The organism is Dyadobacter psychrophilus (genome assembly GCF_900167945.1).
GTDB lineage: Bacteria > Bacteroidota > Bacteroidia > Cytophagales > Spirosomataceae > Dyadobacter > Dyadobacter psychrophilus.
The window spans coordinates 1,184,675-1,199,509 of sequence record NZ_FUZA01000002.1 but is presented as its reverse complement, the minus strand read 5'-3'; the positions used below and the strand labels follow the sequence as shown (position 1 = coordinate 1,199,509).

Here is a 14,835-nt window from a genome sequence, read left to right as displayed (position 1 = left end):
TTTTAGTTACTGGCAAATTTTTCGTATTCAATGTATTTAGGGAAGGCTTTCAGGATAATGGTTTGCAGCTCTTCGTAGGAGTAAGGCTCTTTGTAATGCACGCCAATGCTGGGCAGATCAGAGAGCGACACGTAGCAACTTTCTTCGCCGGATTTGAAAACCATAAAGGTGAGATCTCCGGGTTGCAGATGCAGGAGCTTGTAATTGGGTTCAAAATGATTAACCTGTTTTCCGGTTGCGCGCCCACCAAACTTCAACTTCACGCTGGCCACATTCTCGTCTGTAAAATAGCTTTCGCGAATGCCGACAAACTCATAAACGGCAGGCGACTTGTCTGTGGCCGGTTTTTCCGAGATCATGATTTCGAGGCTTTCCTTTTTCCCAGCCAGGACTTTGAGCAGTTTTAGCTCTTCTGCGGTTTCGTTGTTCAAAAATGCGGTGAGCGTTTGATAATGCGAAGTGATCACCGCTTCCCGCACTTTGAGATCCTCTAACCTGACCCTGAAAATGGACTCATCCAGGAAAAATCCCATCACCATATTTCGGATATCCTCAATGCCGCCCGTATTCTGCATATCCGATAGTTCCAAACCAGCATCTTCAATCGGCAAACTAGTCCGTGAAATAGCCGCCATCTTCAAAAAATTGGTTGTCACCGACACGATTGACGGGTCTTGTTCATTTCTGTTTTGCAGGCAGTTATAATCTAAATAGGCGATTTTTCCAGGTCCCGTTGTGCATATATCGCTTCTTTGCTGGTTAGCGAACGGATCGACTACACGGATCAGTTTCACTCCCTCACTCACCCGGCAATTGGTGACCACTACGGCATGGTTACCATTCTGAATGCCCGGATACTTCATACCCAGAATGATCGGTTTGCCCGCATCGGTGTATCTTCTCAGCGTGGCAAAACTGGGAATATTGGCCTGAAAACGCTGTTTTGCATGAATACCAAACACTTTTTTCAGAATTTCCTGGTAATATTTTTTCTCGGGTCGCAAGGACGGATAACCGTCACCTATTGCACAAAAAGAGGTCAGCATAGCCAGATTAGCGTTTAAGGTGCCTTCAATCGTATAATATTCTTTCAGGATACGGCGCTGCAAGGGCATCTCAGATCTCGGAATGTTCTCGAAATCGCCCTGCCCGTGGAGGAACCGCGCGACCATTTCGATGCAGGCGGCCCAGCAAATGGTAGAATGCACCTGCCGGATGTTAGGGAAGTTGGAAACGCTCATTTTTGTTTGGGAGTTATACCAGGTGCCATTCCAATGCCTTCACAACTGCTTCGGGCGCGGAATTAACATGCAGTTTTTCATAAATGTGGTTCACATGCGTGGCAACGGTGCTGAACGAAATGTTGCAGGCATCCGCGATCATTTTGTAGCTCATTCCTTTTACCATATGGCGTAAAACCTGTTGTTCACGCTGAGTGAGTTCAACAAAAGTGAGCTCACTCTTAACAAACTGGTGCTGAAACATTTCCAGAACCCGGCGAGCAATGGAAGGCGACAAATGGGAACCGCCGGTGTTCACTTCCCGGATCGCTTTGACGTACACTTCCGGATTGGGATTTTTAATGATGTAACCCGATGCACCGGAGCATATCGCCTGGAAAATCTTATCATCGTCCTCAAAAACCGTCTGGATCAGCACCTTCACGTCAGGTGCATTTTTCCTGATTTCGACCATGGCATCAATACCCGACCTTTGCGGCATTTGAATGTCCATCAGCACCACGTCCGGTTTGTGTTTTTTAACGATCGGCCACGCTTCCTTTGCGTTTGGGTAAGCGTCAATGAACCATATGCCGTCGGTTGCGGACAGATACATGGCGAGGCTTTCCCTCAAATTTTTATTATCCTCAAAAAGTAAGACACGAATCATGCAATTGACCTTTTTTCAGGTGATAAGTTGAACACTTGCTGATGACAAATTTGGCAGCTTATTTCAGGATAAAATATCAACAATTATATGGATATTTTATCCGTACATCACAGTGCAATATCCGTTTTAAGACGTGTTCCCTTTCCTTTTTCAGAATCTATAAATAACTGAATTCCAGCCTCATTGGCGCGATCCTTAAAATTAGCCAGGCCGTTTCCGTTACTTTCCGCGGCCATGTCGAAACCAATTCCGTTGTCTTCGATTCCAATGTGGACCGTGTCTTTGGAGCGCGATACGTACACCCAGACCATACTGGCCTCGGCGTGCTTTACAATGTTGTTAATGGCTTCTTTGAAGATCAGATAAATACTTTTGCGCTGATCCATCGTGAAGTTGACCTGTCCAAGATCTGTCTCGACTTTGAAGTCAAAACCAATGTCCCTGCCCGACAAAACACCAGACGCAAAGGACTCCATGCGGTCGAAAAGCTTATAAATGTTATCGTTTTTGGGATTAATGGTCCAAACGGTGTCCTGCATCAGCATTACGGACTCCTTGGAATTGGCGATGATCTTTTCCAGCACGGGTAGCATTTCTGGTGGGGCTTTTTTTCTTAAAACTTCTACAAAAATCGCGATGCTGTTCAGGTTTGAGCCTACTTCATCGTGCAGGTCAGCTGCGATTTTGTTCCTGACGTGCTCCATACGCAGCTTCTGGCGGAAGTCATAAAGCAGGAATAAGTAAATGCTGACGCCGATCAGCACTAAAATATAGAAGACAATGGAAGGAATAAACCACCATTGATTCCAAAATCCGCGCTCTTTCTTTATGTGAATTTCAGAACTGGCCAGTTCCTTTTTTCCCGCCTGAGCTTTGATGTGGTAAATATAGTCTCCCGCATCAAGAACAGCATAGCGTGAAACCGGATAACCAGACTCAATCCATTCATTATCAACACCATTCAATTGATATAAATAAGTGACCGAATCCGTCGGGGAGCTTTGAAACTCGATGATCAGATCATTATCACCGGCTTTGAGGTGGATAGTGTCACCTGAGAGCTTACCTGGTTTACCATTAACCAAAACCCTGCTGATCTGCAATTGTGCGAGACAACAATGCGAAGAAATGACCAACACAAGCAGGAGTGCAAGACGCATGATAACAGGCAACGTTTCAGGGTTCGCAGAAAGCTTACCAAATTACAAGAATATGCGCTGGTAAGCAAGCCTTTGCGTGACACATGCCGGTTTGCGACGGACTGTTTGCCTACTTTATTAAAAAATCGGCCTGATCTGAGATACTCACAACTTCCTCGGTCAATAAATCGCCTTTAAACGGCTCGATCGGCGTATAACTGCTAGTGTGAACGTCTTTATAAGGTTTGTTGCTGGCAAGATTATAGGCTGTGATAATGGACCAGCGCGGATGATCCGACAGGTTTGCGGCGGAAGCATGCAACACATTGCAATGGAAAAAAGCAGTATCCCCCGCTCCCATTTCCAGATAATCCAGCGGCATGATCTTCAATGCTTCGGTTACTTTTTCCATATCCGCACCCACCTGCTCGCCCGAGAAGCCGTGCTCGACGCGTCCCATTTTGTGAGAGCCCCGGATCATTTGCAAACATCCGTTTTCTTTTGTTGCGGGCGTTAGTGCTGTGATAACACTCAACATTTCCGGCAACAGAAATCCATTGTTTTTGTACCAATATCCATAATCCTGATGCCACTCCCAGGCACCGCCTGTCCTGGGTTCTTTTTGCATCAGTTTGGAGTGATAATGTGCGGCTTTTCCGTCCAGAATCTGCTCTACTGCATTCACAATGCGCTCAGAACGAGCAAATTTACTATAAATGCTCTCATCAAGTGCATACCAGAGCGCCAGCTTGGTTTTGAGGCCTGCCGCGTCGGTACGGTCGTAACTTTTGCTTGTGATCACGTCGTCGGTTGTGGCTACGCGGTAGAGCAGTTCTACTTCTTTTTTAGAGAAAAATTCACGCACCACAACATAACCGTCGCGATGATAAGATTCGAGGTGTTCAGGGGTAAACTGCATGGTTATGGAGTCTATGATTTTACAGAATCAATGTTAGGAACGAGCACGTGGATGATGAGCAATGCCAGCGAATACATGGATGCGGCGACGATAAATATACTTTTATAACTGCCCGTGGCTTCCAGTAAATGTCCCGTTGCGGTGGCCATAAGCATGCCGCCCACCGCGCCGGCCATTCCTATGAAACCGACGATCTTGCCGGTGTCTTTTCTAGGGAAAAAATCGGTTGCTAGTGTGTACATATTCGCAGACCAGCCCGTGTGTGCGGCCATACCAAGTCCTATCAGCAGCACCGCAGGCCAAAGCGTTCCGATGCCCGAGACGAAATAAATGGGCATTACCATCAGTGCGCAGATCAGCAGCGTGGTTTTGCGAGCCGCATTCACCGACCAGCCCATTTTCAGGAATTTGGAAGATATCCAACCGCCACCAATGCTTCCCGCGTCCGCGATCAGATAAGCCGTTATGAGCGGCAAACCCATTTTATCAATGTTGATATGATAAGTCTGGTTCAGGAACTTCGGAAGCCAGTAAAGAAAAAACCACCAGATCGGGTCGGTGAGAAATTTGCCAGCTGCCAGCGCCCATGCTTTTCTGGTTTTCAGGATTTCAATTAATGTGGCAGATGGAGCTTCTTTTGAAATTTGGTCTGAATTGATCAGGGCTAGCTCTTCGCGATTGACATCCGGGTGCTTTTCAGGCGCTTTGAACGCTTTTATCCAAAATAACAACCACACAAAACCGAGCATTCCGGTAACAATAAACGCCCATCGCCAGCCGTAATGAATGGCAATGAACGGCACAACCAGCGGTGCAACAATGGCCCCGATATTGGATCCCGAATTAAAAATCCCCGTTGCCAGCGCCCGTTCTTTTCTCGGAAACCATTCCGAAATGACTTTTATCGCCGCGGGAAAATTGCCAGACTCGCCTATTCCCAAAGCCAGCCTCGCCACGCCGAAACCGGCGGCCGAACCCGCAAAAGCATGCCCTACCGCCGCCAGCGACCACACGAAAATTGAAATGATATAACCCTTTTTCGTTCCCAGATAATCGATGAGCTTACCGGCGAGCAAAAGCCCGATGGCGTATGAAAACTGGAACGCAGTAACAATGTAGCCATACTCCACTTCCGACCAGCCGATCTCCGTTTGCAGCTGAGGCGCAAGGATAGCAAGCACCTGGCGATCGATATAATTGATGGTTGTGGCGAAAAAAAGCAAGGCGCAAACCCACCAGCGCATGGCAGAAGGTCTGTTTACGATAAGCTCTTGCGGATTCTCAGCCAATGTGTTCATTTTCCGCCTGTTAAGTTGGCTTTATATCGCTTCCAGACTTCCATAGTACTGCTGATCAGTAAGGGCTTGTTGCCCTTGATATTATAGCATTGAACGCCGATCGGGCCTTTGAAACCGAGATCTTTCACAATATATTTTACCAAACCATAAGTATCGAATGTGCCCTGACCGAGCGGCAAAATGTAATCATCCCAAACGTTCTTTTTGTCAGTAATAACGGCATTAGCACCTGATATGGTGATCATTTTCAGATATGGTTTCATGGCTTTCAGATCCACGTGAAGCGATTTCCGGTCGTCGGCGGTGGTGGTTGCGAGCCAGTGACAGAGATTGAAAGTCAAACCGGCATTTTTCCTGTCGATCTGCTTGACCAGGGCCAATGCATGAGCTGTTTTCTCGACATAAAAACCATAATGCGGATAAATTGCCACTTCCAACCGGGAGGCAGCAGCGAGATCTGCAAGTTGCCTTACTAACCTGACAATCAGAGTGTCTGCTTGCCCGTCGGATGATTTGTAACGTTTCGATTCACTGACAATAAAAGGTGCAATGATGGTTCCGCTTCCCTTTAATGCCTTGATGTATTCGGGCAGACGCGGATCCATATACGGCTCTTCCAGATTGAGTTTTACATAGAAATACGATCCTTTGAACTGATGTTTGTCCAAAGCCGCTTTCATCCCTTCAAAACTCTCGGTCTGGTTGATCTCAACTCCGTCAAATCCGGCTTGCTTTATGAGCGCAACCTGCTTATCAAATGTGTCGTAAATAGAGTCCCCACGGATGATGTTATGAAGTGTAAAAAATTCATTACCAATACCTTGACCTAGACAAAGGCCTATTTGCAAACAAAAAATAATCACCAAAAACGATTTCATAAATGCTTCGGTTAGGATTACAAAACCCACTCTTTTCTCGCCAGAGGAGCGGCCAGCAATGCGTTTGCAGCATTATTGCCGTCAAAAAGCTCCTTTTCAGGGTTCCATTTCAATTTTTGCCCAGTTTGGCATGCAATGAGCCCGATCTGCGAAATAGAGATCGTACGGTGACCTACTTCCAACGGTTCCAATGTCTTACGGTTGGTCCGGACGGCTTCGATAAAATCGGCCTTATCCCAAAGTGTTTTAGACAAATCCAGTTCCCCAGCCCCAGGTTTTGAATTAAGTATGGCGGGATTACTGGCCGTAATTGTGCCTGGAAATCCATCCACGTAAATCCAGCCTTGGGAGCCTGTGTAGCGGATGCCCGGCTTGCTGGTTGGCGTTTGCTGACACGTCATTTCAACCCCATTCGCATAGCGGTAAGTCACCTGAAAATTGATCATGGAGTTCCACAGGCTTTTCGGGAATTCGCCGCTGCCTTCGACTTCCACCGGGCCGGAATATTCGCTGTTATTAGCCCACTGAGCCATATCAAAGTAATGTGCGCCCCAGTTTGAGATCATTCCCTGCGCATAAGTGTCCACGCGCATCCAGTTTGGCCTTTTCTTCAAATCAAATGGCGTGTGCACGCGCATGTCCGTGTAAGGCACGTACGGCATCGGCCCAAGCCAAAGATCATAATTCAAGTCCTTAGGAACAGGCATATCCGCCTGGTTCGGAACCGGGTCCGGATCGGAAGGAAAAGTGATCTCAACTTTCTGCAACTGCCCGATGCGACCATTGCGAACCAACTCAACCGCATGATTCTGAGGCCTTACCGAGCGAAATTCACTGTCCGTCCTATTTACAATGCCGTACTTTTTGATTGCCTGCACAAGGTCCCGGCCCTGATGCACGCTCATGCTGAGCGGCTTTTCGCAACTCACGTGCTTCTTGGCGCGTGCGGCCATGATCGCCATAGGCACGTGCCAGTAATCCGGCGTCGAGATCATGACAGCGTCAATGTCTTTTCTGGCGATGATCTCCCTGAAATCCTGATGCCCGGAACAGCCCTTATAAGCGTTTCCCGGCTTGTTTTTGCTATAATGGGCTTCTACAACTTGCTTAGCCTGAGCCATTCGCCAGCTGTCTACATCGCAAACCGCCAGAATTTGTGCTTCGGGAATTTCCAGCAATCCGGGCACCCGTGCACTGATCGTTTCCAGATCCGCGCCTTGCAGATTTTGCCCGAAGCCTTGTCTGCCTGTCCCTATTAAACCTACTGTAACACGGTTGGAAGGCGCATTTTTACCAAAAACAGATGCCGGAACAATGGTAGGAAAACCCATAATTGCCGCAGCCGCAGCCGACTTTTCAATAAAATTTCTGCGGTTCATAGTTCCCTGATTTTGATATTCCTAAATGCTACGCTGTGGCCATGATCCTGAAAAAGAATGTAACCCTCCGGAATGGTGCCAAAGCCCTGATAATCTTTGTATTTACTATCAATGATCCCTTGCTTGAACCTGGTATCCTTCCTGTTCACATCCAGCACTTTGACCTGGTCAAGCCAATGTTCAATCTGGTCGTTCTCGACTTTAATTTTTGAAGTATGCCAAACTTCGATCTTCGTATCCGGTTTTTCAGCAGCTATAACGTCATATATCGAGGCCGTTTTGAGATCTTGCGGCAACAGTTTGCCCTGATAAATGTAGGTTGCGTCGTCGATCAGCTGATATTCGTAGCCCGCCTGCGAGCCTTTTTCCGGTTTGGGAAGGCGTTCTTCAATAAAATATTTTACACCTGAATTCCCACCTTTTCCAAGCCTCCATTCAAAAACCAGTTCGAAATTTCTGTATTTTCTCTGTGTAACAATGTCGCCTGCGTCACCCGATTCAGCACCTTCCGAAAGCTCTCCGCGTAGCTCTCCATCCTTCACCACCCAGCCGTGTTTCGGAAATGCTGTGCTGTAAGCTCCACGCCAGCCATTGGTGGTCTTGCCGTCGAAAAGTAATTTCCAACCTGCGTCCTGTTCTGATTTCGTAAGCACATTTGCATTCTGCGCTCGCGCCAAGAAATTGGAAAACAACATGATAACGAGGAGAAGGGAGGAGATTCGCGCCATATTAGTTTTGTTTCTTGCAAAATTCAATTAAAAACATTCATTTTTCTAATGGTCTTTTTGCAGAAAATACCATTTTATTTGCATCTTGGGCTGTATTTTGAATAACTATGCAAACCTGGCAACAAAGGCCCGGCTAGTGTTTATGAAACTCCATGCGTCCAAACCGACTGAACGTTCCGCAGAATGATGCCCGGTCGTTTGACCTGCGGCATGAATTTGTCCCCTACTTCACCAATCCCTGGCATTTTCATCCTGAATTTGAGCTTAACCACGTCATTTCCGGCTCAGGAACGCGCTTTATCGGCAATTGCATCGAGCGTTTTGAAAGCGGCGAAGTAATTTTAATCGGTAAAAATCTGCCGCATTACTGGAAAAACGACAGCATCTATTATCAGTCGGATTCAGGCATGATGTCCGAAGCAATGGTTGTGCGGTTTTCCGAGGATTTTGCGGGCAAAGATTTCTTTCAGTTGCCAGAAACAGGTGCCATCTCAGCGCTGCTAAATAAAGCCGCTGCGGGGATCAAGTTGATGGAACCGCTTCGCTCTGAGATTGCAGGGCATCTGCAAACATTGATCCGGATGACGGGCTTTGAGCAGCTGATGTTTTTGATTTCAATGCTGCATAAAATAGCAGTTTCAACACATTTGCAACCACTTTCTACGCCTTATGCACCGAGTCAGTTGCTGGCGAAAAACAGCAATCGGCTGAGTCAGGTGATGGCTTATTTGCATGAACATTTCACCGGGCAGATTTTCCTGAATGAAGTTGCAGATCTGGCTAACATGAACGAAAGTGCATTTTGCCGCTATTTCAAATCACAAACAGGCCAGACATTAATCCAATATGTAACGGACCTGCGCATTCGCTATGCATGTGAACTATTGGTCAAAAGCGAAGAATCTGTGACGCAAATCTGCTTCCAGGTAGGATTCGAGAATGTTTCGCATTTCATTCACGCATTTAAAAAACTGCGCGGGCAAACGCCTTTTGAGTTTAAGAAAGGAAAGCAGCCGGGTTATCTGCCGAGTTTAACACCAAAGGAAATGTAGCCCAGTTTACCACTACGCTGGTTATAACCCGCGCCCGATCCCGTAACACCTGGCTGCACCCTCGTATGGACAGGTAGATAACCGGGATAATAATTTACGAATAAACCCACAGCTTTATACCCAATTTCAGCAAGATAGCTGACCCCAAAGTTGCTGTTTTTGCCTCTGAGCTCATAACCTTTCCCGGATATGATCGGGCTTATCGACGTGGTTTTGCCACCATCCGGTGTGTTCACATTTAAAACGGCACTTTGGGCAGCCGGATTTATATTTTCAAAGATCTTATTATAATTAAATCTCGCTCCAACGCTAAAATACCATGTTGATTGCCCTTTTGCATTTTTAAGCGAAAACCTGGGCGCAACCTGAACAAAGCTTTGAAAAGCATTAAAATCCGATTGGGAAGCCACAATCCCTTCCTTACCCAGAACCGAAAACGCGCGGTCGGAAACTTCACTAACTTCCTGATTAGGAACATTTTCCAGAATATTCCAATGCACATATTGCTGGATATTGACACCTGCCCCTATCCCATAACGCAACGAAAAGCTGGCCTTGGGCATCGTCACTAGTTTCATGTCATGCAGCACAGAAGCACTGACGGAAAGCTTGTTCCGCAAAAGAATCTGACTTTGCAATGCGGCAGTGGGATGATTCAGTGCACTTGGCGGCGGACTGAAGAATACGTATCTGTTCACATGCGTTCCCGTGCCGAGATGCAAATTCAGGAATGTGTTTTGCAAAAATTTCTCACGCAGTCCTGGCGAATTATGCGTTTCGGGATTCTCAAAATCGGCTTTTTCCAGCCTGATGTTTTGGACCTTGGCGCTATCCTGGTTCGCCTGCCTGAAATTCAGGTCTCTTATAATGCGGTTCAAATCAAGCTGTTCGAGGTTTTTGAGGTCTTCTCCGGTTTTTCCGTAAAAGATGACTTTGCTGTTGGCCCCGGCTTTCAGGATGATCGTATCCGGCTCGGCAGCGTTGCAGAATGGGCAAAGCAATGTTGTTAAACAAACAAAAAGTGAGTTCATGGCTAATAGATTTTAAGCGTATAACAAATAAAACTAATGTTGCTGTGAAGGATTTTCCGGCGCAACGACCGTAGGGTTTTCAATGAAACTATGTCGTACAAATGACCAGAAAGTCTTGTTATTATCGATATAGCGCGTTCTCAGCCGCCGTGTTTCGCGTTCCTCTTTTGCCTTTTTAAACATGATCTGCAATGCAGTGAGCTGGGTTTCTTCTTGACGTTCGGGCAATTCGATCTCCGCTATCAAAACCCGCTCCTTTGCTGGCAATGTTGGGTTTTGATCAGGCATTTTTAAAGAATCCATCTTCACCTCTGTGAAAAGTTCAACATTATTTTCAATCAACTCGCCCGATTTCACGCTGGGTATTTCATTATCAACCGGGGCCGATTGAATTTCCGGGACAGGCTTTTTTTCAATGACAACCCGTTGCGCATCCGCGTGATGAAGCTGAACTTTTGGCTTTTCATCTAAGCCCTTTACTGATAACTGCTTATCAAAATCGGTTTGTACAACAGGTTGATTTGCACTATTCCCAATGTTTTTCGTTTCAGCCGACATTTCTTTTTTATCATTTGGCCACATCAAAAAAATAGCGATAAGGATACTGGCTGCGGCAGGAAGGAGATACCAGATCCACCTGACCTGCCTTTTTTCTTTCTGCTTTATCTTTCCCCAAACTTCCTCCGCATCCCATTTTTTGTCATCGGGATCCTCATTTAAGGCCAGGTCTTTTATTTTATTAAATAATCTTTCGTTGTGCATAAATTGGGTCGAGTTCTATGATTCTCTTTTGCAGCATTGATTTCGCCTTGCTAAGTTGTGATTTGGAAGTCCCGGCGCTGATATCAAGCATTTTTGCGATTTCCGGATGGGTGTAACCTTCCATTTCGTATAGATTAAACACTGTCCGGTAACCCACTGGGAGTTGCTCAATAACCTGAAATATGGCTTCGGCGGTCAGGCTTTCAATTAAGTCATTGTCTACAACAGCAATGTTAACTTCCTCTTTATCAGTCAAAAAGTCAAACTTGCGGTCGCGGCGGATTATTTTCAAACATTCATTTACCAATATGCGCTTCATCCACATTTCAAATGGTGGAATGGCTATAAAACGGGCTGCCGCTACTTTATGTAAAACAATGTAAAAGGACTCTGCAACGGCATCTTGCGCCAGATCATGGTCAGACAAATATCGTTTTGCCAACCGGTACAACTATTTTCCATACGTGTCAAAAATTCTCCGCTGCGAAGCAGGGTCATTTTTCTGAGCTTCGGCAAGAATGGAAAGTGTAATCAAGATAATTTGGCGATGAACTGTGTCAATAATCATCTCAACCCTGCAAGGGTTGCCTGGGTTGTAAAAGATTATGAAGATAGTTGAAGATCAGTTACTGGCGATGTGCCGGTCAGGCGGAATGCTTTGCAGCTAATGGAATATTGTAATTGAACATCCAGATAATATCAAACTGATCCTGGACCACGCCAAAAAGATCATCATTAACCTGGTCGTTCAATGCATAAATGACTTTTCCCTCGGCTGCGAGTTTGGTGAAGCAGCGAATAATTTCCTGTTGATCGTCGAAAAGCAGGGCGATAGAAATATCATTGGCCGCAATGAAATCCTGAGAGCCCATGAAATCCGTTGCCATGATGGTAAATTCCCTGTTCGTCAGCATGGCATGCATAACCTGATCGTGCATGCCATGTGGAAATTCGATCGCAAACGGCGTGTCGCCGATCGTTTCGAGCGTAAGATTTCCTCCAAAACATTCCTTATAGAATTGCATCGCCTGCTTGCAGTTGCCATTGAATGTCAGATAGGGTGAAATGCGTGTCGCCATATTTACGTCGAATCGGGGTTCAACAAAAATAACGCAGCGCTACGGTCTGCAACAGGGATAATACGACAAATTGGGGGGCATTTTGCGACAACTCCGATGAAAACCGGTTTACACTTCCCCCCTCCCGCATTACGTTTCGCCCTGTGCATTTTACGCTTCACCCGATCTGAACTGTTTTTGGCGACGGAATCCCGCCAGATTTGTGACATCACTCAATCAAGATATTAGCCATGAAAAAATTATCATTACTTATTCTTCTTGCTGTCTCGGGGCAGCTTGTCTCCGGGCGGCTCTTCGCTCAACAGGCAACGCAGACGATCCGGGGCGTGATCCGCGACGAAGTTTCGCAGACACCTGTTATCGGCGCTTCGGTTATGCTCATTCAGCCGGAAGGTTCGGGTCCGGTAGGTGCGATTACGGATGTCAATGGTGCATTCAAAATTACCGGCGTGCCGCAGGGAAGGCAGACATTCCGCATTACGTCGGTCGGTTACGAGGAGCAGCGCCTTTCGAATGTTTTGCTCACTTCCGGCAAGGAAGTTGTCGTGAATGTTACTATGACTGAAAACGTGCAGGCGTTGAACGAAGTGGTTGTAACGGCCAACCGAAGTAACGATAAAAGCAAGACAAACAATGAGTTATCGCTCGTCAGCGGCCGCTCTTTCAACATTGAAGACACGAAACGCTACGCAGGTTCATTGGGCGATCCATCGCGGATGGCTGCGAATTATGCCGGCGTGGTTTCCGGTGATGATTCCAGAAATGACATTGTTGTTCGCGGTAACTCTCCAACCGGAATGCTGTGGCAGCTGGAAGGCCTTAACATTCCGAACCCAAACCATTTTGGCTCATTGTCAGCCACCGGCGGGCCGGTTAGCCTGCTGAATAACAACGTTCTGGCAAAATCAGATTTCATGACCAGCGCGTTCCCTGCACAGTATGGCAATGCATTGTCTGCCGTTTTTGACCTGCGCATGCGGGAGGGAAATAACGAGCAATCGGAGTTTCTCGGGCAGGTTGGCTTTAATGGTTTTGAGCTTGGGGCCGAAGGGCCATTTTCCAAAAAATCAAAGGCTTCCTATCTTTTGAATTATCGCTATTCAACACTCGGCGTGTTCAAGGCATTGGGCATTAACTTCGGAACTGGCAATGCCGTGCCTGATTACCAGGACCTCAATTTCAAAGTGGCTGTTCCCACAGGTGCGAAGGGCAAGCTGACATTGTTCGGAATAATCGGCGCCAGCGATGTGCAATTCCTTGGTAATGACGTAGATACAACCGTTACAGATTTATACGGCACCGAAAATAGCAACACAAAGGTGCGTTACGCAACAAATATTCTTGGCTTATCCTACGAATACAACCTGACTGCCAAAACATTCGCAAAGCTAACACTCGGCATGAGCACCACCGATCAGAAGTTCAATGGCGATTCGATCAGCACGGTTACCAGGGAAGCTTTTGCTAATTCGGAAGGTCGTTTCAAAACGCAGAAATATTCGGCTTCGCTCAATGTTCGCCATAAGATCAATGCAAAAAACAGCCTTTACGGCGGTGTAACAACGGATTTGCTTAATTTTGATCTTTATAACAGAAACATGTACCAGGCGGGAAAATTTGATACGGTGCGTGTGGATGTGAAAGGGGAAAATTCGTTGCTGACGCAGGCATATGGTCAATGGAAATATCGGCTTAACCGGAGTATGCTGCTCACAACAGGCGTTCATTTTCAGCATTATAGCCTAAATAATAAGGTTGCGGTCGAGCCGCGGTTTGGCTTTCAGTATGCCTTCAAAAACGGCCAGTCACTCAGTGCAGGTTACGGGATGAACAGTCAGGCGCAAGACATTTACACCTATTTTGTACAAACAACAACCGACAACGGAACTGTTTTTACCAACAAAGAACTGGATTACACAAGAAGCCATCATTTTGTGCTAAGCTACGAAAACAGGCTGACAGAGAACCTATTGCTGAAAATAGAGCCTTATTACCAAACGATTAACAACGCACCTGTTGAAAGAACACAATCTTCATTTTCAGCACTTAACATCGGCAGCTCATTCGGTCCCTCTAACCGCGACAGCCTGGTGAATGAAGGAACCGGGGAGAATGTCGGGATTGAACTGACATTGGAAAGATATTTCAATAAAGGCTATTACTTCCTCATTACCAGCTCATTATTTGAATCAAAATATAAGGGAAGCGATAAAATTGAACGCAATACTGCCTTTAATACGCGCTACGTTTTGAATGTGCTGGCGGGTAAGGAAATAAAAATAGGCAGAAACAAAAATAATGTGCTGAGCGCCAGCATCCGGTCGACACTTGTGGGTGGAAAATACATTTCTCCGCTAAATCTCGAAGCGTCTCGAATTCATGGAGACGCAGTATATGACGAGAAAAGGGCATTTTCGCTTCGTCAGGACCCCTATTTTAGAACAGACCTCCGATTTTCGTACAGGAAAGAATACAAAAGAAGCACGATGGAATTTGCGCTGGACTTGCAAAATGTGACTGCTAACCAGAATGTATTTCAGCAAACTTATAACCCGCGCACAAACAGCCTGGCGACTCAGTATCAGCAAGGTTTTTTCCCGGTGCCCCTTTTCCGATATACTTTTTAATTGCATTTTGCATAAGTTCGCCGCGACTTGAAAGTCGCGGCGAAACAGCTTAG

14 protein-coding genes are annotated in these 14,835 nt (G+C 46.3%); 2 read left to right on the top strand and 12 right to left on the bottom strand.

The genetic code is table 11. The features are described from left to right. Window positions 1-2: 2 nt before the first annotated feature. From B5X68_RS11930 to B5X68_RS11895, 8 genes are all read right to left on the bottom strand, one after another. Window positions 3-1,241: a C39 family peptidase gene (locus B5X68_RS11930; protein ID WP_082214899.1), complete on the bottom strand. Its 1,239-nt coding sequence runs from the start codon at window positions 1,239-1,241 to the stop codon at window positions 3-5. A 13-nt stretch (window positions 1,242-1,254) separates the two neighbouring features. Beyond that, window positions 1,255-1,890 (bottom strand): response regulator, encoded by a 636-nt coding sequence (locus tag B5X68_RS11925; RefSeq protein ID WP_082214898.1) that lies wholly within the window; start codon window positions 1,888-1,890, stop codon window positions 1,255-1,257. A 107-nt stretch (window positions 1,891-1,997) separates the two neighbouring features. Continuing rightward, window positions 1,998-3,050, bottom strand: a complete 1,053-nt coding sequence (locus B5X68_RS11920) for a sensor histidine kinase (RefSeq protein ID WP_082214897.1) — start codon at window positions 3,048-3,050, stop codon at window positions 1,998-2,000. A gap of 109 nt (window positions 3,051-3,159) precedes the next feature. Then, window positions 3,160-3,948: a phytanoyl-CoA dioxygenase family protein gene (locus B5X68_RS11915; RefSeq protein ID WP_082214896.1), complete on the bottom strand. Its 789-nt coding sequence runs from the start codon at window positions 3,946-3,948 to the stop codon at window positions 3,160-3,162. A gap of 11 nt (window positions 3,949-3,959) precedes the next feature. Next, entirely contained in the window at window positions 3,960-5,246 is a 1,287-nt protein-coding gene (locus tag B5X68_RS11910) for an MFS transporter (protein ID WP_082214895.1), read from the bottom strand. Further along, entirely contained in the window at window positions 5,243-6,124 is an 882-nt protein-coding gene (locus B5X68_RS11905; RefSeq protein ID WP_141110272.1) for a sugar phosphate isomerase/epimerase family protein, read from the bottom strand. Before B5X68_RS11905 ends, B5X68_RS11910 begins: the two co-directional genes overlap by 4 nt. 17 nt (window positions 6,125-6,141) lie before the next feature. After that, complete coding sequence (locus B5X68_RS11900) at window positions 6,142-7,503, bottom strand: Gfo/Idh/MocA family protein (protein WP_082214893.1); 1,362 nt, start codon at window positions 7,501-7,503, stop codon at window positions 6,142-6,144. Further along, window positions 7,500-8,231 (bottom strand): 3-keto-disaccharide hydrolase, encoded by a 732-nt coding sequence (locus B5X68_RS11895; protein ID WP_082214892.1) that lies wholly within the window; start codon window positions 8,229-8,231, stop codon window positions 7,500-7,502. Before B5X68_RS11895 ends, B5X68_RS11900 begins: the two co-directional genes overlap by 4 nt. 152 nt (window positions 8,232-8,383) lie before the next feature. On the opposite strand from B5X68_RS11895, the gene B5X68_RS11890 reads away from it, so the two are divergent. Next, window positions 8,384-9,283 carry an AraC family transcriptional regulator gene (locus B5X68_RS11890; protein ID WP_082214891.1) on the top strand — a complete coding sequence of 300 codons (900 nt, stop codon included), beginning with the start codon at window positions 8,384-8,386 and terminating at the stop codon, window positions 9,281-9,283. Here the strand turns inward: B5X68_RS11890 and B5X68_RS11885 are convergent. The 4 genes from B5X68_RS11885 to B5X68_RS11870 all read right to left on the bottom strand — a co-directional run bounded on the left by B5X68_RS11885 (window position 9,250) and on the right by B5X68_RS11870 (window position 12,155). Continuing rightward, on the bottom strand, window positions 9,250-10,314 hold the full coding sequence (locus B5X68_RS11885) for a hypothetical protein (RefSeq protein WP_082214890.1): 1,065 nt from the start codon (window positions 10,312-10,314) through the stop codon (window positions 9,250-9,252). The genes B5X68_RS11890 and B5X68_RS11885 overlap by 34 nt on opposite strands. Before the next feature lie 33 nt (window positions 10,315-10,347). Next, window positions 10,348-11,076, bottom strand: coding sequence for a hypothetical protein (locus tag B5X68_RS11880; protein ID WP_082214889.1), 729 nt, complete (start codon window positions 11,074-11,076; stop codon window positions 10,348-10,350). Then, on the bottom strand, window positions 11,054-11,518 hold the full coding sequence (locus B5X68_RS11875) for an RNA polymerase sigma factor (protein WP_170916636.1): 465 nt from the start codon (window positions 11,516-11,518) through the stop codon (window positions 11,054-11,056). The genes B5X68_RS11880 and B5X68_RS11875 overlap by 23 nt, the downstream gene beginning before the upstream one ends. Before the next feature lie 202 nt (window positions 11,519-11,720). Beyond that, entirely contained in the window at window positions 11,721-12,155 is a 435-nt protein-coding gene (locus B5X68_RS11870; protein WP_082214887.1) for a VOC family protein, read from the bottom strand. A 230-nt stretch (window positions 12,156-12,385) separates the two neighbouring features. Between B5X68_RS11870 and B5X68_RS11865 the strand changes: the two genes are divergently transcribed. Further along, on the top strand, window positions 12,386-14,782 hold the full coding sequence (locus B5X68_RS11865) for a TonB-dependent receptor (RefSeq protein WP_082214886.1): 2,397 nt from the start codon (window positions 12,386-12,388) through the stop codon (window positions 14,780-14,782). Window positions 14,783-14,835 lie beyond the last annotated feature (53 nt).

Coding starts and splice junctions, on each gene's coding strand:
- B5X68_RS11930 (WP_082214899.1), bottom strand. CDS start 1,241: ATGAGCGTTTCCAACTTCCCTAACATCCGGCAGGTGCATTCTACCATT.
- B5X68_RS11925 (WP_082214898.1), bottom strand. CDS start 1,890: ATGATTCGTGTCTTACTTTTTGAGGATAATAAAAATTTGAGGGAAAGC.
- B5X68_RS11920 (WP_082214897.1), bottom strand. CDS start 3,050: ATGCGTCTTGCACTCCTGCTTGTGTTGGTCATTTCTTCGCATTGTTGT.
- B5X68_RS11915 (WP_082214896.1), bottom strand. CDS start 3,948: ATGCAGTTTACCCCTGAACACCTCGAATCTTATCATCGCGACGGTTAT.
- B5X68_RS11910 (WP_082214895.1), bottom strand. CDS start 5,246: ATGAACACATTGGCTGAGAATCCGCAAGAGCTTATCGTAAACAGACCT.
- B5X68_RS11905 (WP_141110272.1), bottom strand. CDS start 6,124: ATGAAATCGTTTTTGGTGATTATTTTTTGTTTGCAAATAGGCCTTTGT.
- B5X68_RS11900 (WP_082214893.1), bottom strand. CDS start 7,503: ATGAACCGCAGAAATTTTATTGAAAAGTCGGCTGCGGCTGCGGCAATT.
- B5X68_RS11895 (WP_082214892.1), bottom strand. CDS start 8,231: ATGGCGCGAATCTCCTCCCTTCTCCTCGTTATCATGTTGTTTTCCAAT.
- B5X68_RS11890 (WP_082214891.1), top strand. CDS start 8,384: ATGCGTCCAAACCGACTGAACGTTCCGCAGAATGATGCCCGGTCGTTT.
- B5X68_RS11885 (WP_082214890.1), bottom strand. CDS start 10,314: ATGAACTCACTTTTTGTTTGTTTAACAACATTGCTTTGCCCATTCTGC.
- B5X68_RS11880 (WP_082214889.1), bottom strand. CDS start 11,076: ATGCACAACGAAAGATTATTTAATAAAATAAAAGACCTGGCCTTAAAT.
- B5X68_RS11870 (WP_082214887.1), bottom strand. CDS start 12,155: ATGGCGACACGCATTTCACCCTATCTGACATTCAATGGCAACTGCAAG.
- B5X68_RS11865 (WP_082214886.1), top strand. CDS start 12,386: ATGAAAAAATTATCATTACTTATTCTTCTTGCTGTCTCGGGGCAGCTT.